This is a genomic window from Sandaracinobacter neustonicus (assembly GCF_006385875.1).
Taxonomy (GTDB): domain Bacteria; phylum Pseudomonadota; class Alphaproteobacteria; order Sphingomonadales; family Sphingomonadaceae; genus Sandaracinobacteroides; species Sandaracinobacteroides neustonicus.
Genome location: NZ_VFSU01000034.1, coordinates 38374 through 58278, shown reverse-complemented (window position 1 = coordinate 58278; position 19905 = coordinate 38374). Strand labels below are relative to the sequence as shown.

The window sequence follows — 19905 nt, the reverse complement described above, 5'->3', positions numbered from 1 at the left end:
CATGCGCTAGCCATGCAACATGGCGCTGTTCCCCATCGACGAACTTGAGGCCCTGCTGATCCTGAAGGCGGGCAATGCCGAGCCGATCAGCTATGGCGACGTGTTCCGCTGGTTCGGCCACCCGTTCCAGCGCTTTCAGGTGGGCCAGCTGTGCGCCGCGCTGGAAGAGGTGGACAGCCGCCAGCGCGCGCAGGACCGCCCCGGCCTCGCCAGCCTTGTGGTGCGGCAATCGGATGGACTGCCCGGGCAGGGGTGGTGGCTGTCGAAGGATCATGACGAATGGCAGGGCCTGTTCACCGGGCCTGAGGCGGCACGGTTTGTGAAACAGCATCAGCAGCGCTGCTTCGATTACTGGCAGGAGGATCCCGGTGGCGAAGCCACCGCAAGCGCGGCCGCGCGCCCGCAGCGAAGCGGAGGATCAGACAAGCCCGGTGGCGAAGCCACCGCAAGCGCGACTGCGCGCCCGAAGCGAAGCGGAGGAGAAATCAAAAAATGACCCAGTTCGTTCTCGTTCATGGCGCATGGCAGGGTGGCTGGTGCTGGCGGCCGGTGGCGGATTTGCTGCGCGCGCACGGCCATCGCGTATTCACCCCCACGCTGACGGGCCTTGGTGAACGCGCGCATCTGCTGACGCCGGAAACGGGCGTGAAAACCCACGCCACGGACCTTCTGGCGCTCATGGATTGCGAGGAGCTGACGGATGTCGTCCTCGTTGGCCACAGCTATGGCGCACGTCCCACCGCGCTGGCGACGGCGCACCCCGCCGTGCGGCAATGGGTCTCGCTGGATGGCGTGGCGATGGGGGAAGGCACGGCGCTGTTCGATGGCGCGCCACCGCGGGCGATGGAGGCGGCAGAGGCGTCAGCCGTGTATGTGGGCGCGAAGGCACAGCTTCCTTATACGGCCGACATCCTCGGCGTTCCGGCCGATCACTCCGGCTTCGAGTGGGTCAACCGTCGCCAGACGCCGATGCCATGGGCTTGCTTTGCCGAAGCGCAGCCGACGCTGCCGCCCCGCTTCCACACGCTGCCGAAAGCCTATGTGCTGGCGCTGGGCAACAGCCTCGCCGCGCCGCGCAAGGGCGCGGCCGAAGCGCGGGACAATGGCTGGCCGATGCCGGAAATCGACAGCGGCCACATGCTGATGGTGACCGCTGTCGATGAAACCGCAGACGCGCTGCTCGCCTTCGCCTGACGTGCGACGCGCAACCCTTTACGCGCTGCGGGCAGACACGATCTTGCCCGGCGCGCGTGGCGGCTCGCCCTTGGGCAGGGCGTCGATATGCTCCATGCCTTCAATCACTTCGCCCCACACGGTATATTGCCTGTCCAGGAAGCGGGCGTCGTCGAAGCAAATGAAAAACTGGCTGTTGGCGCTGTCCGGGTTGGAGGTGCGCGCCATGGAGCAGGTGCCGCGCACATGCGGCTCGGCAGAAAATTCCTGCTTCAGATCGGGCAGGCTCGATCCGCCGGTGCCGCGCCCGTTGGGGCAGCCGCCCTGCGCCATGAAGCCGGGAATTACGCGGTGGAACACCACGCCGTCATAGAAGCCGCTGTCGGCCAGTTCCACGATCCGCGCGACATGGTTGGGCGCGAGGTCCGGGCGCAGCTTGATCGTCACCTCGCCGGTTTCGGTGGCGAGCTTCAGCGTGTCGGGCATCTTCGGTCCTTTCAGGTCAGAATCGGCTCCCTAGACGGCAAAACGCCCCCTCGCCAGCCCCGCCTGCCGCAAGCCGCAGCCGATTCATGACTGAAATGCTTGCCTTTGCCGCCGGACATGTCTTTGTCGGTCGCGTGAGCCTGAGCCGACTGCCTGTTTCCCGGGGGATGACCGTCATGATGGCGGGGCTGCTGGCTATGGGCTCGCCCGCGCTGGCGCAAAATCCGCCTGCGGATGACGATCTGTTCGCGCCGCTGCCGCCCATTCCGGATGCCGACAAGCCGCTGCCCGAGGAACCGGCGGAACCGCTGGTGCTGCCCCCGGTGGAGGCGATGGACCCGGCGCTGGTCGCGCCGCTGCCGCCGCTCGCCACCTTCGATCCGGCCCCGCGCACGGATATCAGCTTCACCAACGTGGCCAGCGACGGCGTGCGCTATCGCGTGACGGTGGAGGGGTTGCAGCCGACCGGGCTGGAGTCGAATTTCCGCCGCCTGTCGGCGCTCTATCGCGGGCAGAACCGCCCGGCCACCGCCGCCCAGCTCGCCGCGCGCGCCAATGCAGACAAGCAGTTGATGGAACGGCTGCTGTTTTCCGAAGGCTGGTACAGCGCCACCGTCGCCGTGCAGACCGATTTCGAGACGGAGGGCGAAGCGGACATCCGGCTGATCGTGGTGCCCGGCGAACGTTACAGCTGGCGCGAGATCGTGCTGGACCTGATCCCCGCGAACCGGCCCGAACTGGCGCAGGGTTTCGGCCTGCAGGTGGGCGACCCGATCCGCGCCGTCGCCGTGGAAGAAGCCGAAGGCGCGCTGCTGCTGAAGTTGAACAGCAACGGCTATCCCTTTGCGGAAATCGGCGTGCGCGACGTGGTGCTGGATACCGACAAGCCCACCGGCACCTATCTGCTGACGGGCGATATCGGCCCGCAGGGGGTGTTCGGCGACATCAAGTTGACGGGCTATCGCCCGTTCAACGAACAGCATGCGCAGGTGATCGCGCGCTTCCGGCCGGGCCAGCCCTATGACGCGCGGCTGGTGGATGATTTCCGCCGCGCGCTGATCGCCACCCAGCAGTTCGGCGGCGTCACCGTCAGTCCGGTGGATACCGGCATCCGCGACGCCGAGGGGCGCGCCGTGACGGAAATGCAGGTGCTGGGCAATCGCGGCCCGCAGCGGCTGCTCACAGGCCAGATCGGCTATGCGACCGAGGAAGGCTTCCGGCTGGAGGGCAGTTGGCGGCACCGCAACTTCATCGAGCCGGAAGGCATGCTGACGACCCGGGCCGTGCTCGGCACCGAGGAGCAGCGCGCCTCGGCTGCGCTCTCGTTCGGCAACTTCCGCCAGCGCGACCGCACGCTGGATATTTCGGCCGATCTCGCGAACCTCGATCCGGCTGCCTATTCGGCGCAGCAGTTCACGCTGGGCGTGGGCATCGGCCGTGCCTCCACGCCGATCTGGCAGAAGCGCTGGACATGGAATGCCGCCTTCGAACTGGGCATCTCGCGCGAGCGGGGCAAGGGCGTGACGCTGGATCTCGATCCGGACAGCGGACGGCGGGACTTCCTGTTCGCCAGCCTGCCGCTGTGGGTTGGCTATGACCGCTCCAACGATCTGCTGGACCCGACATCGGGCTATCGGCTGCGGGTGGATGTGAACCCGGAGGTGTCCCGCGAAGGCACCAATGTGGAAACCTATGCCCGCCTGTTCCTTGAAGGCAGCGCCTATCAGGGCGTGGCGAAATCCACCGTGCTCGCCGGGCGGGCGCGGGTCGGCGCGATCACCGGGGCGGACCTGTTGAAGATCGCCCCCACCCGCCGCCTCTATGCGGGCGGCGGCGGCTCGGTGCGCGGCTATGATTTCCAGTCGGTCGGCTCGCTGGGCGTAAACGGCCTGCCGGTGGGTGGGCGCGGATTGTTCGAATCCAGCGTGGAAGTGCGCCACCGCTTCGGCGATTTCGGCGCGGTCGCCTTCGTGGATGCCGGTTCCGTGAACAAGGATGTCGGCCCCAGCTTCAGCGACGTGCGCTTCGGCGCAGGTGTGGGCGCGCGCTACTTCACCAGCTTCGGGCCGATCCGCATCGACGTCGCGCGGGCGATCAACCGCAGCAAGCTCGATCCGCCGTTCGCCCTTTACATCTCCATCGGCCAGGCCTTCTGATGGCGGACGAGCCGATCCCCGCACCGGACGAATCTGAGCCAGAGGACCGCGCCGGCCGCAGCTGGTGGGCATGGCTGCTGGGCGCGCTGCTGGCGGTGGTGTTGCTGCTCGCCGCCGCCGTGCCGCTGGGGCTGTGGTGGCTGGCGGAAACGCCGGGCGGCCGCGCTTTCGTCGCCAGCCGGGTGTCGGGCCTGCAGCCCGAATCGGGCATCCGCTATGAGGTGGGGCGGATCGACGGCTCGCTGCTGTCGCAATTCCAGCTGGTCGACGTGGTGGTGCATGATCTGGACGGCCCGCTGGCGCTGATTCCGCGCGCCGATGTCGATTGGGAGCCGATCACCCTTGTCCGCCGTGTCGTCTCCATCAACCGGCTGGACGTGCCCGAAGTGCGGCTGCTGCGGATGTGGAAGCTGAACCCGCGCGACCCGGACGAGCCGATCCTGCCCGATATCGACATCCGCGTGGGGCGCTTCAGCTTCCCGAAAATCGTGCTGGAAAAGCCGCTGCTGGGGCGCGAAGAAGTGCTGGCGGCCACGGGCCGCGCCGACATCCGCTCGGGCCGGTTGCTGCTGGACACGCAAGCTAGCGCCGCCGCCGGAGACCGGCTGCTGCTGCTGCTGGATGCCGAGCCGGATCGCGACAAGTTCCAGCTGGATGCGGATTTGCGCGCGCCGGTGGGCGGCATGGTCACGACGGCGATCAACTTCGACAAGCCGCTGGCGCTGAAGGCGAGCGGCAAGGGCAGCTGGCAGCAATGGCGCGGCCAGCTCGACGCCTCCATGGGCGAAGGCGAGGCGGCGACCGCGCTGGCGGACCTGAAACTCAGCGCAGACGGCGGACGCTTCCGCGCGCAGGGCCAGCTGTTCCCGCTGCCGCTGCTGCCCAAGGGCGCGCTGGCCGATCTGGCCGCCCCGGCCATCGCGATCGACGCCGCCGGAAGCCGCGACGGCGACTGGTTCGATCTGAAACTGATGGCCAACTCGGCCGCGCTGGCGCTGGCGGGTGGCGGCCGCATCAACACAAGCGACAATCTGCTGGACGGCGTACAGATGACGCTGGTGCTGAAGCAGCCGCAGACGGTGTCACCCACCCTTTCCGGCGCGGGCATGCAGGCGACGCTGACGGCGAGCGGCCCGGTGGCAGACCCGGACATCCGCTGGCGCGCCACCGCAGACACGCTGCGCTTCGCGGGCGAACAAGGGCCGATGGGCGCGGACGGGCTGGTGGCCGAAGGGCAGCTTCGCCTCGCCACCGATGCGCGGCCGATGCAGATTGCCTTCACCGCCAGCGCGACCCGGCTGGTGGGCCTGCCGCCGGAAACCGCCGCGCTGATGGAACGGCCGCTCCTGTCCGGCACGGCCAGTTTCGCCAACGGCACCATCACCGCCACCAACGTCAGGCTGCAGACGACCATGGTGGACGCCAGCGGCAGCGGCTCGCTCGCACCCGACGGGCGGGCGACGGCGCAACTGAACGCGGGCGTCACCCGCATCGAACTTCCCGGTGTGGGGCCGATCACGGCGCGGGTGCAGGCCAATGTGCTGCGTCCGGCGAACGGCGCGCTCAGCGTGTCCGGCACTTTTGACGGCCGGGCGCTGGGGCTCGCCAACGCCTCGATGAAGAATTTCCTCGGCGGGCTTCCCGCCATGCGTGGCGGCTTCGCGCTGGCACCGGATGGCACGATCCGCGTCAGCAACGCCACGCTGAGCAGCCCCAATCTGAACGTGTCGGGCGCGAAGGCCAGCTATGATCCGGCCAGCGGCCGCTTCACGCTGGATGCCAAGGGGCAGAGCCGCGCCTATGGTCCGTTCACGCTGGTCGCCTCCGGCACCTCTAAAGCCCCGCACGCCACGCTCACCATGCCCAAACCCGGTTTCGGCTTCGACGTGACGAACCTCGTCGCCGAAATCGCCCCCGCGCCCGGCGGCCTGCTCGTCACCGCGAAGGGAGACAGCCCGCAAGGCCCGCTGGATGGCCGTGTGGTGGTGGGCTTTGGCGAAGGCAAACCGCTCAGCCTCGATATCGAGCGCGCCGCCATCGCCAGCCTTGAAGCGCGCGGGCGGCTGGTGCAGACCCCGGCCGGGCCGTTTGCCGGCCGGCTGATCGTGGACGGGCACGGGCTGGACGCCACCCTCGATTTCGCTGCCTCGGGCGCGATCCAGCAAGTCGATATGGATGCCCGCGCCATCAACGCGCGCATCCCGCTGGCAGAGCCGATCGCCATCAGCAAGGGGGCCGCCCGCGCCACCATCCTGCTGGTGCCGGACAAGCCCGAGATTCGCGGCAGCTTCGCCGCCACCGGCGTACGGCGCGGCACGCTGGTTTTGACGGAGGTGAACGGCGCGGCCAATCTGGCGGGCACCAGCGGCGTGGCCACGGTGAACGCCAGCGGCCGAACCGGCGACGGCCAGCCGTTCAAGGCCACCGGCCGCGTGCAATCCGTGGCGGATGGCTATGTGTTTTTCATGAACGGTCAGGTGGGCCAGTTGCCGATGAAGCTGGAGCGCCCGGCGCGGCTGGTGAAAACGGACGACGGCTGGCGGCTGATGCCGACGCGGCTGCTGCTGCCGCGCGGGCAGGTGGATATGGAGGGCAGCTTCGGCCAGCAGCAGGACCTCCGGCTGGCGCTGCACGATGTTGATCTCTCCATCCTCGATCTTGTGTCGGATCGCTGGGGCTTCGGCGGCAAGGTGAACGGGCAGCTGGCGATCCGGGGCGACGGTAAATCCCGTATCCCGGCGGGAGAGGCCAACCTCACCATCACCGGCCTGCAACGCGCCGGAGTCACCGGGATCACCATCCCCATCGACGTGCGACTGTCCGCGAAATCCGATGGCACCGGCCTGCAAATGGGGGCCAAAATGTCCTACCAGAACAACGATCTGGGGCGGCTGGTGCTGAAGCTGGAACCGGGTCCGGGCGAAACCCCGCAGGAGCGGTTCGAACAGGGCCAGCTGTCCGGCGGCATCCGCTACAACGGCCCGGTGGAACCGCTGTGGGCGCTCGCCGGAATGGAAGGGCAGGAACTCAAAGGCTCCATCGCCATCGGCGCGGATATCTCGGGCACGCCTGCCAACCCGTCGCTCACCGGCATCGCCCGAGGCAAGGGGCTGGTCTATCGCAACGCCATGCTGGGCACGGAAATCGTCGACATGGCGTTCGACGGCGATTTCACCGGCGACCTGCTGAAGCTGAACAGCATCACCGGCCGCGCCAACGGCGGCACCATCTCCGGCTCGGGCTTCGTGCGCTTCGGCCTGAAACAGCAGGTCGATCTGCAGATGGACCTCAGCCGGGCGCGGCTCGCCAACTCGGATATCATGGAATTCACCCTCACCGGCCCGCTGCGGCTGGCGGGCGAGGGCCGCCGCATCACCTTGTCCGGCGATCTGCGTGTCGATTCGGCGCGGGTGCAACTGGTGCAGGTGGAAACCAGCGAGATTCCGCAGCTGCAGGTGCGCCGCGCAGGCGAAGTGCGCATGCCGGAGGCCGAGCCGACGCTGCGCATGTCGGACATCGCGCTGGACGTGCGGGTCCGCGCGGACGACCGCGTCCTCGTGGAGGGCATGGGGCTGGAAAGCACATGGCGCGGCGACATCCGCATTCGTGGTTCCGTGGCCGATCCGCGCTTCATCGGCACCGCCACGCTGGTGCGCGGCGAGTTCAACTTCGCGAGCAGCACCTTCGAGCTGACATCGGGCCGCGTCGGCTTCAATGGCCGCCCGCTGGACAGTTCCATCAACATTCAGGCGCAGACGCAGGCAGCGGAAGTCACCGCCTTCGTCACCATCAGCGGCACGGCGGGCCAGCCGGACATCCGCTTCAGCTCGTCCCCTGCACTGCCGGAGGATGAAATCCTCTCCCGCCTGCTGTTCGGCTCCTCCGTGGCGGACCTCAGCGTGACAGAGGCGGTGCAGCTGGCCACCGCCATTGCCGGGCTGCAATCCGGCGTGGATACGATGGGCAAGGTCCGCCGCTCGGTCGGGGTGGACCGGCTGCGGCTGGTGGGCGACAACGCCCAGACCGACATGGGCACCGGCATCGCCATCGGCAAAAGGCTGTCCCGCAATGTCTATGTGGAAGTGCTGACAGACAGCCAGGGCAACACGCTGACCACCGTGCAACTAACGCTGAGCCGAATCTGGAGCGTGCTGCTGGAAGTCAGCTCGCTGGGTGAATCCAGCGTCAACCTGCGCTATCAGCGGGAGCGGTGAAGCGAGGTTGGGGCGATTGCATGCTCTGTGATCAGGCGTCGCCTGCCGGTTCTCTGTCTGGAGCCTGTCCTCTGTCCCGCTCCAGCTGACCTCTCCCCCGCTCAGGCTGAGCTTGTCGAAGCCCCGGACGTCAAAGCGCAACGGCTGAGCCGGGGCTGGCATCCTCCACGGGCTTCGACAAGCTCAGCCTGAGCGGGCGGAGGGGAGAGGCGGCAAAGGCCGACAGCCCCCGGGGGGGGAGCGTTGGAAAAACGCCCGGAAATCAGCCCCTCAAACGTGCGGCTCCAGTTGCAGCGCCTGCGCCGCCAGCACGGCCTGCGTGCGGTTCATCACGTTCATCTTGCGCATCAGCGCCGTCATATGGCCCTTCACGGTCGCTTCGGAGATATCCAGTTCCCAGGCGATCTGCTTGTTCAGCTTGCCCTTCAGCACCCCCATCAGCACCTTCAGTTGCGTCGGCGTCAGGCTGGCGATGCGCGCGGCCATATCCTCCAGCTCGGCGTCCTGTGCGTCGGACGGTTGCGGGGCAGGGTCCGCCTCTCCGTTCAGCGCCCGGGCGACGGCGGCTTCGATCTCCGGCAGGTCCGTGGATTTGGAGAGGAAGCCGATCGCCCCCCAGGCCCGCACCTGCGGCGCTGCCGCGCGGGCGTCAGCGGCGGAAATCACCAGAATCGGCGTATCCGGCCGCTCCGCATGCACCATGGCGACGCCGGAACAGCCTTCGGCACCGGGCATGCGTAAATCGAGCAGAATCAGGTCCGGCGCGGGCTCCGCCCGCACCGCCTCAAGCGCCTGATCCAGCGTTCCGGCCTCCCGAATCGCTGCAGACGGGGCCACCCCCTGCACCGCGAGCCTGAGGGCCGCGCGAAACATGGGGTGGTCGTCGGCAATGACGACATTGGTCATGCCGCCTTATCGGAGGCTCCCGCGCGATTGGCAACAAGGTCTGCCACAACAGAGGGATCGGCCAGCGTGCTGGTGTCGCCAAGGCTGGAGACGTCATTCTCCGCAATCTTGCGCAGGATGCGGCGCATGATCTTGCCGGACCGCGTTTTCGGCAGGCCCGGCGCGAACTGGATCACGTCCGGCGTGGCGATGGGGCCGATCTCTTTTCGCACCCACTGCACCAGATCGCGGCGCAGCGCTTCAGACGGCACGTCATTCGCGTTCAGCGTGACATAGGCGTAAATGCCCTGCCCCTTCAGATCGTGCGGATAGCCCACCACGGCCGCTTCGGCGACCTTGGCGTGCGCCACCAGCGCGCTTTCCACCTCCGCCGTGCCCATGCGGTGGCCAGACACGTTGATCACATCATCCACCCGGCCGGTGATCCAGTAATAGCCGTCCGCGTCGCGGCGGCAGCCGTCTCCGGTGAAATATTTGCCGCGATAGGTGGTGAAATAGGTTTCGAAGAAGCGGCGGTGATCGCCCCACACGGTGCGCATCTGCCCCGGCCAGCTGCGGGTGAGCACGAGGTTCCCCTCGGTCGCGCCCTCCAGCACATGGCCGTCGCCATCCACCAGTTGCGGTTCCACGCCGAACATCGGGAAGCTGGCAGAGCCGGGCTTCAGGTCCGTCGCGCCGGGCATGGGCGTGATCATCGCCGCGCCGGTTTCCGTCTGCCACCATGTGTCGACGATGGGGCAGCGGCCCTCGCCCACCACGCGGTGATACCATTCCCACGCTTCCGGGTTGATCGGTTCGCCCACCGAACCCAGCAGGCGCAGCGAAGCGCGGCTGGTTTTCGTCACCCAGTCATCACCTTCGCGCATCAGTGCGCGCAGCGCGGTGGGCGCGGCATAGAAAATCTGCACCTGATACTTGTCGATGATCTGCCAGAAGCGGCTGAAATCGGGGAAGTTCGGCACGCCTTCATACATCAGCGTGGTGGCCCCGTTCGCCAGCGAACCATAAACGACATAGGAATGGCCCGTGACCCAGCCCACGTCGGCGGCGCACCAGAAAATCTCGCCGGGGCGGTAATCGAACACATATTCATGCGTCATCGAAGCCCAGGTGAGATAGCCGCCCATGGTGTGCAGCACGCCCTTGGGCTTGCCGGTGGAGCCCGAGGTATAGAGGATGAACAGCGGGTCTTCCGCGTTCAACACGTCCGCCGGGCAGTCGGGCGATTGCGCGGCGACCAGCTCCTCGTAAGAAAGGTCGCGGCCCTCCTCCATCCACACGCCCGCGCCGGTGCGCGTCACCACCACCACCTTTTCCACGGTGGGGCCGTGCAGCAGCTTCAGCGCTTCATCCACATTGGCCTTCAGCGGCACGACCTTGCCGCCGCGCAGCCCTTCGTCTGCGGTGATGATCAGCCGCGAATCGCAATCCTGCACCCGGTTGGCGATGGAATCCGGGGAAAAACCGCCGAACACCACGGAATGGATGGCACCGATCCGCGCGCAGGCCAGCATCGAAATGGCGGCCTCAGGGATCATCGGCAGATAGATGGTGACACGGTCGCCCTTGCGGATACCCAGCGATTTCAGGCCGTTCGCCAACCGGCACACGGCCTCGTGCAGCTGCGCATAAGTGATGATGCGGCCTTCGCCCCCACCCATTTCAGGGGGGCTGTCCGGCTCCCAGATGATGGCGGGCTGGTCGCCGCGCTCGGCCAGATGCCGATCGATGCAATTGGCGGAGACGTTCAGCTGCCCGTCTGAGAACCAGCTGATTCCGAAGGTCGCTTCGTCGAAGCTGCTTTCGGACACTTTGGTGAAGGGCTTCTGCCAGTCCAGCCGCTGCGCTTCGCGCCGCCAGAAGGCGTCCGGATTGCTCAGGCTCTCGCGATACAGCTCCGCGTAGCGCTCCTTGTTGATCTTGGCGCGCTCGGCCCAGTCCGCGGGCACGGGATAGACATGATCGTTCATCCGAAACTCTCCCCAATGCTATTCCCAGATAACGGGGCACCGACTCCCACGGCGCGCACCCGGCATGTTGGCCGCAGGCTAGCGCCAATCGCGCGGGATGGGGAAGCCCCGACCTTTGTCGGGAATCACAGGCAGCCCAAGACCTTTGTCGCACAAGACTTTCGCCGGGCTGTTTCCGCCCCCGGTTCAGCCGCGATGATCCAGCCTGCCCGAAAGCCGCTTGGGAGAAGCGGCGACGGGCGGGGAGAATCGCCATGTCACCACGCCACATCGGCCTTGCGCTGCTGTCTGCGACCGCGCTCTGCGCACCCGCCGCCGCGCAAAGTTCCACTGCCGATATCGAGCAGCGGCTGTCTGCGATGGAAGCCGAGATCGGTCGGCTGAAGGCCGAACTGGCTGCAGCAAAGGCCGCAGCAACGCCCGCCGCCGTAGCCGCTGCCCCGGCAGCCCCGGCGCTGGAAACCCGTGTCGCCGCGCTGGAGGAAAAGGCCGCGAAACCCGCAGCGGATGGCTTCAAATCCGGCAACACCACGCTGAAGATCGGCGGCTATGTGAAGCTGTGGTCTGCGGTATCGCGCTATTCGGCGGGCACCACCTCGTCCGGCCAGTTGCTGCGCGATTTCTATCTGCCGCAGCAGATTCCCATCGGCGGCGAGGCCACCACGCACAGCAATATGCATGTGAAGCAGAGCCGCTTCTGGCTCTCCGGCTCCACCCCGCTGGGGGAACAGACGGTCGGCGTCTATACCGAGATCGACTTCCAGACGGCGCAAGGCTCGCAAGGTTCCGAGCGCACGACCAACGGCTACAATCCGGCGCTGCGCCGGGCCTATTTCACCCTAACCGGCAAATCCGGCCAGCTGCTGATCGGGCAGGACTGGTCCACCTTCCAGAATGTCGGCGTGCTGCCGGAAACCACCGATTTCATCGGCCCCACGGAAGGCTCGGTGTTCGTGCGCCAGCCGCTCATTCGCTACACCGCAACGCTCTCGCCCAAGGTGCAGCTCGCGGTGGCGCTGGAGAATCCCGAATCCGCCACCATCAGCACCACCTCGGCCGCGCTGATCGAGAATGACGATGATCGCCTGCCAGACCTCACGACCAAGCTGGTGGTGAAATCCGGCAAGGCCGAGTTCTCGCTGGCCGGTTTGCTGCACGAAGTTCGCGCGGTGAACGAGTCCGGCGAGGGCGACAGCAAGCTGGGCTTCGGCATCTCCGGCGCGGGGAAAATCCCCTTCGGCCCGGATGGCCGCCACGATCTGCGTTTCATGCTGAACTACGGGCAGGGCATCGGCCATTATCTCGGCCTGAACTTCGCACCCGACGCCGTGCTGGCGGGCACCGATCTTTCCACCGTAAGAACGGTCGCGGGCTTCGCCGCCCTGAAGTTCGGCTGGACGGCGAACGTCCGCTCCACCTTCATGGCGAGCTTTCAGAATGTCGATTACCCCGATCTGCTGATCCCGCCCGCCGCGAACAAATCCGCATGGAGCCTGGCGGGCAACCTGTTCTGGACGCCGGTGAAGGCGCTCGATGTCGGCATCGAATATCGCCACGCCGAGCGGGAGATCGTTTCGGGCGCGACCGGTCGCCTCGATCGTTTCGAGCTTGCCGCGAAATACAGCTTCTGATCAATTGTCACACAAAACAGGGAGAGAGAGATGACACCGCCAACCGCAGACGCTCTCGACGATCCGGGGGCATTGCCGAAACATCATGAGCCAACCCAGAGCGAGCGGAAGGTGATCCTCGCCTCCTCGCTCGGCACGGTCTTCGAATGGTATGATTTCTACCTGTACGGCCTTCTGGCCACCATCATCACCGCCCAGTTCTTCTCGGGCGTGAACGAAACCACCGGCTTCATCTTCGCGCTGGGCGCGTTCGCGGCGGGCTTCGCCGTGCGGCCGTTCGGCGCGCTGGTGTTCGGCCGTCTGGGCGACATGGTGGGGCGGAAATACACCTTCCTCGTCACCATGGGGCTGATGGGCGTCGCCACCTTCTGCGTCGGCGTGCTTCCCAACTATGCTGCCATCGGCGTGGCGGCTCCGCTGATCCTCGTTTTGCTGCGGATGCTGCAGGGCCTTGCGCTGGGCGGCGAATATGGCGGCGCTGCCACCTATGTCGCCGAACATGCGCCCAACAACAAGCGCGGGCTGTACACCAGCTTCATCCAGACCACCGCCACGCTGGGCCTGTTCCTTGCGCTGCTGGTGGTGATCGGCACCCGCTTCATCGTCGGCGAGGATGCCTTCAAGGAATGGGGCTGGCGGATTCCCTTCCTCGTTTCGGTGCTGCTGCTGGGCGTTTCGCTGTGGATCCGCATGCAGCTGGAGGAAAGCCCCGTCTTCAAGAAGATGAAGGAAGAAGGCACCACCTCCAAGCGGCCGCTGACGGAAGCCTTCGGCCAGTGGGCGAACCTGAAGGTCGTGCTGATCGCGCTGTTCGGGGCCGTCACGGGGCAGGCCGTCATCTGGTACACCGGGCAATTCTATGCGCTGTTCTACCTTGAAAAGATGATGCGCGTGGATGGCGCGACCACCAACATCCTGATCGCCATCGCGCTTGCCCTTGCAACGCCCTTCTTCGTGATCTTCGGCTGGCTGTCGGACAAGATCGGCCGCAAGCCGATCATCCTCACCGGGCTTCTGCTCGCCGCGCTCACCTACTTCCCGCTGTTCAGCGCACTGGAACGCTATGCCAACCCCGCGATGTCGCACGCCCGGGCCAGCGCGCCCGTCACCGTGTCGGCCGATCCGGCCAGCTGCTCGGTGCAGTTCGATCCGATCGGCAAGACGAAATATGACACCAGCGGCTGCGACGTTGCCAAAAGCTTCCTCGCCAAGGCCGGCATCTCGTACAACAACATCGAGACTGCGGGCACCGGCAAGGGCGCAACCGTGCAGATCGGCGGCGTGACGCTCTCCATCGCCGATCCGTCGGTGCTGGCCGGGGATGACCGCAAGGCCGCCATCAGCGCCTTCGCAGACGAAGCCAAGGCCGCACTCACCACGGCAGGCTATCCGGACAAGGCCGATCCGGCGGCGATGAACAAGCCGATGGTGGTGCTGATCCTGTTCATCATGGTGCTGTATGTCACCATGGTCTACGGCCCCATCGCCGCGCTGCTGGTGGAATTGTTCCCCACCCGCATCCGCTATTCGGCGATGTCCCTGCCCTATCACATCGGCAACGGCTGGTTCGGCGGCTTCCTGCCCACCATCGCCTTCGCCATGGTGGCGGCAACCGGGGATATCACCTTCGGGCTGTGGTATCCGATCCTCGTCGCGGGCCTCACCTTCGTGATCGGCCTTGTGTTCCTGCCGGAAACCTTCCGGCGCAACATCGACAACTGAGGGTCGGAAACAGGCGGGGGGCCGTTGTGCAACGGCCCCCCGCTTTCTATTCCGGGCGGATGAAACGCCTGCTTCCTGCCCTGATCGCCGCCCTACTGTCGGCCCCGGCACTCGCCGAACCCGCCACCCTCTACTCCGGCGCCACCATCATAGACGGCACCGGCGCGCCCGCCCGCCTGAATCAGGATCTGCTCGTCTCGGGCGAACGCATCCTCGCCATCGGCCCGCGCGGCAGCCTGAACGCTGGCGGCGCAACCCGCGTGGATGTGGCGGGCCGCACCATCATCCCCGGTCTTGTGGACAGCCATGTCCACCTCGCCACCCCACCCAACCGCCAAGAGGCCGAGGCGAAATTGCGCCGCAACCTCTATGGCGGCGTCACCATGGTGCGCAGCATGGCGGACGATGACCGCGCCGTCGCCGAACTGGCGCGCGCCGCGCGCGAAGCGGAAATCCCCGCGCCCGACATCTTCTTCGCCGCCATCACCGCAGGCCCGGATTTCTTCGCAGACCCGCGCGTGGCCGCCGCCAGCCGGGGCTGGAAACCCGGCACCGCGCCATGGATGCAAGCCATCGACGACAGCACGGACCTGAAACAGGCGATGACGCTGGTACGCGGAACCGGGGCCACCGCCATCAAAATCTACGCAGACCTGCCGCCCCACCTCGTCACCGCGCTGACGGCCGAAGCGCATAAACAAGGGCTGATGGTGTGGGCGCACAGCGCCATCTTCCCCACCCGCCCGGCAGACGGCATCGAAGCGGGCGTCGATAGCGTCAGCCACATCTGCTACCTCGCCTATCAGGTGGAGCCGAACATCCACCCCTCCTACGAAGACCGCACCCCCGTCGACGAACGGCTGCTGAAACCAGACGACCCGGTGATGGCCGGGCTGTTCCGGCGAATCCTCGCCCAGCATATCCTCGTCGACGCAACCGGCAGCCTGTTCGTCCGCGAAGACGCCAGCCGCAAGGCAGACCCGAAAGCCAACCCTCTGCGCTGCTCCGGCAAAGCCGTGATCGCCCTCACCCAACAAGCCGTCGCCATGGGCGTGCCCATCTCCACCGGCACCGACTTCACCCTCCCCGCCAGCGAGCCATGGCCCGAAGTGCATGAAGAACTGCTGTTCCTCGCCCGAGACGTGAAAATGCCGCCCATGGCCGTGATCGAAGCCGCCACCCGGCTCGGCGCAGTCGCCGCCGGGCAAGAGAAAGAGCGCGGCACCCTCACCCCCGGCAAACTCGCCGACTTCGTGATCCTTCGCGCAGACCCGCTGGCCGACATCGCCAACATCCGCAGCGTGGAAACCGTGGTGAAACGTGGGCGAGCCTATCCCCGCGCGGCGTATCGGGGGGAATGAGCGGCGGGGGCGTGGTATTTGCCTCCGGCGGCTCGGGCTCTGCCCGAGACCCGGCAGGGGCGTGACGCCCCTGCACCCCCGGACTTTTTTATTTAGCCCCTCCCCTTCAGGGGAGGGGTTGGGGTGGGGGCCATCCGCTTGGCGCGAAGTTGGGGGTTTATGGCCTGCGGCGCTTTTGGGGGAGTCTCCAATTGCCCCTCCTCCCGCTCAGGCTGAGCTTGTCGAAGCCCCATCTGGTGTGACCCGGGCTTAGCCGTTGCGCTTTCGCGTTGAGGGCTTCGACAAGCTCAGCCTGAGCGGGTTGGAAAGTGGGTTGGGATGATAGCGGGTTTGAGGGGATGTTGTGGCTCAGGCCCGGCGGTGACACCCCCTCTCCAACTCTCCCCCTTGCAGGGGGAGAGAGAAGCTTAGCGCCGCAGGCAATGGAATCTGATCACTCACATAGCGTTGGAGCTGGGCCGCAACGCAAAGTCAGAGGGTGCAGGAAAATCATTTCCCTGCCGGGTTCCAAGGGCAGAGCCCTTGGCCGCCGGAGGCAGAAACCCCCGCCCACTCACATCGCCGAAATCCCCCCATCGATGAACAGCTCCGCTCCGGTCACGAAGCGGGCTTCATCCGAGCAGAGGTAGACAGCCCCCCATGCCACGTCGTCGGGTTCGCCGATCACGCCCAGCGGCACCTGGCGGCCGAGTTTGGCTTTCACATCCTCTTTGGTCACGCCCGCGCTTTGGAAATTGTCGAGGATTGGCGTGTCCATGAAGGTGGGGTGGATGGAGTTGCAGGTGATGGCGTCTTTTTTGGAGGCGCAGTGCAGTGCGACGGATTTGGTGAGGTGGCGCACCCCGGCCTTGGCGCTGTTATAGGCCGCCATCCGCCCCGAGGCGATGACGCCTGCGATGGACGAAATGTTGAGGATGGAGCCGCGGCTCCCTTCCGCGCGGGTGGTTTCGCGGATCAGCGGGATGGCGTGTTTGCAGCCGAGGAACACGCCGTCCAGATCGATGGCGTGCACCAGCCGCCAGCTCTCCAGGCTGGTGTCTTCCACGCTGCCGGGGGTGCCGATTCCGGCGTTGTTCACAAGGATGTGCAGCCCACCGAACAGTCGTTTGGCTTCGGCGATCGCGGCGATCCATTGCGCTTCGCTCGTCACATCATGCGCGAACCCGGCGGCGTTGGGGCCGATGGCGGCGGCAGCCGCGACTGCGCCTTCGCCGTTCAGGTCCGTCAGCAGCACGCGCGCGCCTTCGCCTGCGAAGCGTTCCGCCATCCGCTTGCCCAGCCCGGATGCGGCCCCGGTGACGAGCGCGATCTTGCCTTCCAGACGTGCCATAAAGTCCTCCCTTTGCTGGCCGCTCGCTAATGCATTGCCGCAGAGGCTTCCAGCCTCGAAGCTGGGAGGGTAATGGGATGGAAACGCGACTTTCGTCTGAAACTGCGGCGAAACGCCGCGAATAGCGTGGCCCTGTTGCAACAGTGAGGGTCTCAAAGCGAACTTGTGCGGCGCAGCAAAGCTTGACCAGCTTGCGCCAGACGCCTAGCTGACCGGTCAATCAGCGGCCGCTGTGGAGGGCGCCGCATTCACATTACCCTTGGGAGACATCATGCGTTCCACCCTTCTCGCGTCTGTGGCGCTGCTTTGCGCTATGCCCGTCGCTGCTCAGGACAGCCAGGCCGTCGAATCCGAAAGCGATTTCGGCGGCGATATCATCATCACCGCCACCAAGCGCGCGCAGGCGCTCAGCGACGTGCCGATCGCCGTCAGCGCGATCACGGCTGAAAGCCTGCAGAATTCCGGTGCGTCGGATATCCGCCAGCTGAACCAGATCAGCCCGTCGCTGCTCGTCTCCTCCTCCTCGTCGGAATCCGGCGGCGGCGTGGCGCGGATTCGCGGCATCGGCACCGTGGGCGACAACCCCGGCCTCGAATCCTCGGTCGCGGTGTTCATCGATGGCGTCTATCGCTCGCGCTCGGGCGTCGGCCTCACCGAACTGGGCGCGATCGAGCGGATCGAAGTGCTGCGCGGGCCGCAGGGCACGCTGTTCGGCCGCAACGCCTCGGCAGGCCTGATCAACATCGTGACGGCCAAGCCGGAGTTCGAAACCGGCGGCACCGCCGAAGTCTCCTATGGCAATTTCGATTACTGGCGCATCGCCGGCGGCGTGACCGGCCCGCTGATCGCAGACAAGCTGGCCTATCGTGTGGATGGCGTGTTCACCCGCCGCGACGGTTTCGTGACGGACGTGATTTCGGGCCGTTCCGTGAACGATCGCGACCGCTGGCTGCTGCGCGGCCAGCTGCTGTTCACGCCCAACGACGATCTGCAGATCCGCGTGACGGGCGATTACGCCAAGCGCAACGAAGAATGCTGCGCCGCCAGCTACCAGCCGTTCCAGATGGCCACGCGCGATGCGCAGGGCAATGTGAACGTCACCCAGAACAACCCGATCGTCGGCATTCTGCGCGGCCTTGGTGCGGTGATCAGCGATGACACCACGGCGCGCGAAACCTCCATCACCCCGGGCCGCGATTACCGCTCCGACGTGAAGGACTGGGGTCTTTCGGCCGAAGTGAACTGGTCACTCGGCTTCGGCGATCTCACCTCCATCACCGGCTACCGCGACTGGCAGGTCGGCATGGGGCAGGATGCGGATTTCAACAATCTGGACATCCTCGCGCGCGACAACCAGACCCGCCGCTTCCGCACCTTCAGCCAGGAATTGCGCCTGAACGGCCGCGCCTTTGATGATCGGCTGGACTGGCTGGTGGGCGGCTATTTCGCCCATGAAACGCTGGACATGACGGACGACCTGCGCTTCGGCAAGGACGCCACAACCTACACCAACTGCCTCGTGGCCAACAGCCTGTCGGCCACGGCTGCCTCCATCGGCTATGCCGGTCTGCTGGCCCCCGGCTCCAACGGTTGCGTGAACCGCAGCGTCGCCACCGCCATCGTGTCGAACCCGCTGATCCCCGCCGCGCTGCGCTCGCCCGTCGCGCTGTGGAGCGGCCTCGCGATTCCGGGCCTCTACGGCTATGACGCGGTGGCCGCCGCCGTGGGCCGCCCCGGCGACACCATCAACGGCCGTGGCACCGTGGAGGATCGTTTCCACCAGACCAGCCGCAACTTCGCCATCTTCACGCACAATGTGTTCGATCTGGTGCCGGATACGCTGCAGTTGACCGTCGGCGCGCGCTACACCAACGAGAAAAAGACGCTGGACGTCGATCTCGTGGGCGACAACACGCTCTGCACGGCGATCGCCTCCAACCCGGCCTTCGCCTCGCTGGCGGCGGCACCCTGCGCCATCAACCCCATCCTGAACCTGTCCGACAGCACGTCGAAGTCGGAAAGCGAATGGACGGGCACGGCAGTGCTCAGCTGGAAGCCGATCGACCAGCTGATGACCTACGCGAGCTACTCGCTGGGCTATAAGGCCGGTGGCTTCAACCTTGATCGTTCGCCGCTGAACCCGACCACGCCTGATCTGTCCCAGCTGGCGTTCGAGCCGGAGAAGGTGAAGAGCATGGAAATCGGCGCCAAGCTGGACCTGCGCTCGTTCCAGCTGAACGTCGCGGCCTTCCGCGCCGTGTATGATCAGTTCCAGCTGAACACCTTTAACGGCACTTCCTATGTGGTGGAAAACATCCAGTCCTGCCGCGACGCTCTGGCAGCCGACGGCACCTGCGATCCGGACCGGCTGCGCGGCGGCGTCACCTCCACCGGCGTGGAACTGGAAAGCCTGATCTTCCCGGCCCGCAACATCAGCGTGAACCTCGGCCTCACCTACGCCAAGAGCCAGTATCGCGAAAATCTGGTGGGCGCGGGCGGCCGCAAGCTGACGTCCGCGCTGGCGAACCTGCCGGGGCAGCAGATGTCGAACGCGCCGGAACTGGTGCAGACGGGGGCCTTCACCTGGACCCCGCCGGTGACGGATGACATCGGCGCGCTGGTCTATGTCGATTACCGGCTGCAATCCGGCATCAACACCGGGTCTGACCTGTTCCCGGAAAAGGCGCAGGCCCCGGTGATGGTGGTGAACGCGCGGCTGGGCCTGAACGGCAATGATCGCAAGTGGCAGATCGAGGCCTGGGCGCAGAATCTGTTCAACGAACAATATCGGCAAGTGGTGTTCAACGCGCCGCTGCAAGGCTCCGGCAGCATCGCGCAGACGGCCAGCAACGGCACGCCTGCCACCACGCTGTTCGGCAGCTTCATGGCGGAACCGCGCACCTTCGGGCTGACGCTGCGCACGAAGTTCTGACGGCCAACGCCTCAGGCACGAAAC

12 protein-coding genes are annotated in these 19905 nt (G+C 66.3%); 8 read left to right on the top strand and 4 right to left on the bottom strand.

Translation table 11 applies throughout. From position 1 onward, the window contains the following. Positions 1 to 19 precede the first annotated feature (19 nt). Both FJQ54_RS15505 and FJQ54_RS15500 read left to right on the top strand, forming a co-directional pair. Entirely contained in the window at positions 20 to 496 is a 477-nt protein-coding gene (locus FJQ54_RS15505) for a ribose-phosphate pyrophosphokinase (protein WP_140929333.1), read from the top strand. Further along, the gene (locus FJQ54_RS15500; protein WP_140929332.1) at positions 493 to 1194 is read left to right on the top strand and encodes an alpha/beta fold hydrolase; all 702 of its coding nucleotides are present in this window, start codon (positions 493 to 495) and stop codon (positions 1192 to 1194) included. Before FJQ54_RS15505 ends, FJQ54_RS15500 begins: the two co-directional genes overlap by 4 nt. Positions 1195 to 1212: 18 nt before the next feature. On the opposite strand, the gene FJQ54_RS15495 is transcribed toward FJQ54_RS15500, so the two are convergent. Next, on the bottom strand, positions 1213 to 1659 hold the full coding sequence (locus tag FJQ54_RS15495; protein WP_140929331.1) for a peptidylprolyl isomerase: 447 nt from the start codon (positions 1657 to 1659) through the stop codon (positions 1213 to 1215). 86 nt (positions 1660 to 1745) lie between these two features. Between FJQ54_RS15495 and FJQ54_RS15490 the strand changes: the two genes are divergently transcribed. Both FJQ54_RS15490 and FJQ54_RS15485 read left to right on the top strand, forming a co-directional pair. Continuing rightward, positions 1746 to 3815: an autotransporter assembly complex protein TamA gene (locus FJQ54_RS15490; protein WP_140929330.1), complete on the top strand. Its 2070-nt coding sequence runs from the start codon at positions 1746 to 1748 to the stop codon at positions 3813 to 3815. Continuing rightward, positions 3815 to 8029, top strand: a complete 4215-nt coding sequence (locus tag FJQ54_RS15485) for a translocation/assembly module TamB domain-containing protein (protein WP_140929329.1) — start codon at positions 3815 to 3817, stop codon at positions 8027 to 8029. The genes FJQ54_RS15490 and FJQ54_RS15485 overlap by 1 nt, the downstream gene beginning before the upstream one ends. A 270-nt stretch (positions 8030 to 8299) precedes the next feature. On the opposite strand, the gene FJQ54_RS15480 is transcribed toward FJQ54_RS15485, so the two are convergent. Both FJQ54_RS15480 and acs read right to left on the bottom strand, forming a co-directional pair. Continuing rightward, positions 8300 to 8935, bottom strand: coding sequence for a response regulator transcription factor (locus FJQ54_RS15480; RefSeq protein WP_140929328.1), 636 nt, complete (start codon positions 8933 to 8935; stop codon positions 8300 to 8302). Further along, a complete protein-coding gene (acs, locus tag FJQ54_RS15475; RefSeq protein WP_140929327.1) occupies positions 8932 to 10905 on the bottom strand; it encodes an acetate--CoA ligase in 1974 nt (657 codons plus the stop codon). Before acs ends, FJQ54_RS15480 begins: the two co-directional genes overlap by 4 nt. Positions 10906 to 11159: 254 nt before the next feature. Between acs and FJQ54_RS15470 the strand changes: the two genes are divergently transcribed. From FJQ54_RS15470 to FJQ54_RS15460, 3 genes are read left to right on the top strand one after another with little or no spacing between them, the layout of a single operon-like run. Continuing rightward, positions 11160 to 12536, top strand: coding sequence for a DcaP family trimeric outer membrane transporter (locus tag FJQ54_RS15470; RefSeq protein ID WP_140929326.1), 1377 nt, complete (start codon positions 11160 to 11162; stop codon positions 12534 to 12536). 30 nt (positions 12537 to 12566) lie between these two features. Beyond that, positions 12567 to 14258, top strand: a complete 1692-nt coding sequence (locus tag FJQ54_RS15465) for an MFS transporter (protein WP_140929325.1) — start codon at positions 12567 to 12569, stop codon at positions 14256 to 14258. Between the two features lie 59 nt (positions 14259 to 14317). Beyond that, positions 14318 to 15619: an amidohydrolase family protein gene (locus tag FJQ54_RS15460; protein WP_140929324.1), complete on the top strand. Its 1302-nt coding sequence runs from the start codon at positions 14318 to 14320 to the stop codon at positions 15617 to 15619. A 553-nt stretch (positions 15620 to 16172) separates the two neighbouring features. Here the strand turns inward: FJQ54_RS15460 and FJQ54_RS15455 are convergent. Next, the gene (locus FJQ54_RS15455) at positions 16173 to 16949 is read right to left on the bottom strand and encodes an SDR family oxidoreductase (protein WP_140929323.1); all 777 of its coding nucleotides are present in this window, start codon (positions 16947 to 16949) and stop codon (positions 16173 to 16175) included. A 271-nt stretch (positions 16950 to 17220) separates the two neighbouring features. Between FJQ54_RS15455 and FJQ54_RS15450 the strand changes: the two genes are divergently transcribed. Further along, positions 17221 to 19881: a TonB-dependent receptor gene (locus tag FJQ54_RS15450; RefSeq protein WP_140929322.1), complete on the top strand. Its 2661-nt coding sequence runs from the start codon at positions 17221 to 17223 to the stop codon at positions 19879 to 19881. Positions 19882 to 19905 lie beyond the last annotated feature (24 nt).

What these genes read in the sequence shown, in the direction of transcription:
- acs (WP_140929327.1), bottom strand. Translation starts at nt 10,905, where the DNA reads ATGAACGATCATGTCTATCCCGTGCCCGCGGACTGGGCCGAGCGCGCC.
- FJQ54_RS15505 (WP_140929333.1), top strand. Translation starts at nt 20, where the DNA reads ATGGCGCTGTTCCCCATCGACGAACTTGAGGCCCTGCTGATCCTGAAG.
- FJQ54_RS15465 (WP_140929325.1), top strand. Translation starts at nt 12,567, where the DNA reads ATGACACCGCCAACCGCAGACGCTCTCGACGATCCGGGGGCATTGCCG.
- FJQ54_RS15485 (WP_140929329.1), top strand. Translation starts at nt 3,815, where the DNA reads ATGGCGGACGAGCCGATCCCCGCACCGGACGAATCTGAGCCAGAGGAC.
- FJQ54_RS15490 (WP_140929330.1), top strand. Translation starts at nt 1,746, where the DNA reads ATGACTGAAATGCTTGCCTTTGCCGCCGGACATGTCTTTGTCGGTCGC.
- FJQ54_RS15480 (WP_140929328.1), bottom strand. Translation starts at nt 8,935, where the DNA reads ATGACCAATGTCGTCATTGCCGACGACCACCCCATGTTTCGCGCGGCC.
- FJQ54_RS15495 (WP_140929331.1), bottom strand. Translation starts at nt 1,659, where the DNA reads ATGCCCGACACGCTGAAGCTCGCCACCGAAACCGGCGAGGTGACGATC.
- FJQ54_RS15450 (WP_140929322.1), top strand. Translation starts at nt 17,221, where the DNA reads ATGCGTTCCACCCTTCTCGCGTCTGTGGCGCTGCTTTGCGCTATGCCC.
- FJQ54_RS15455 (WP_140929323.1), bottom strand. Translation starts at nt 16,949, where the DNA reads ATGGCACGTCTGGAAGGCAAGATCGCGCTCGTCACCGGGGCCGCATCC.
- FJQ54_RS15470 (WP_140929326.1), top strand. Translation starts at nt 11,160, where the DNA reads ATGTCACCACGCCACATCGGCCTTGCGCTGCTGTCTGCGACCGCGCTC.
- FJQ54_RS15460 (WP_140929324.1), top strand. Translation starts at nt 14,318, where the DNA reads ATGAAACGCCTGCTTCCTGCCCTGATCGCCGCCCTACTGTCGGCCCCG.
- FJQ54_RS15500 (WP_140929332.1), top strand. Translation starts at nt 493, where the DNA reads ATGACCCAGTTCGTTCTCGTTCATGGCGCATGGCAGGGTGGCTGGTGC.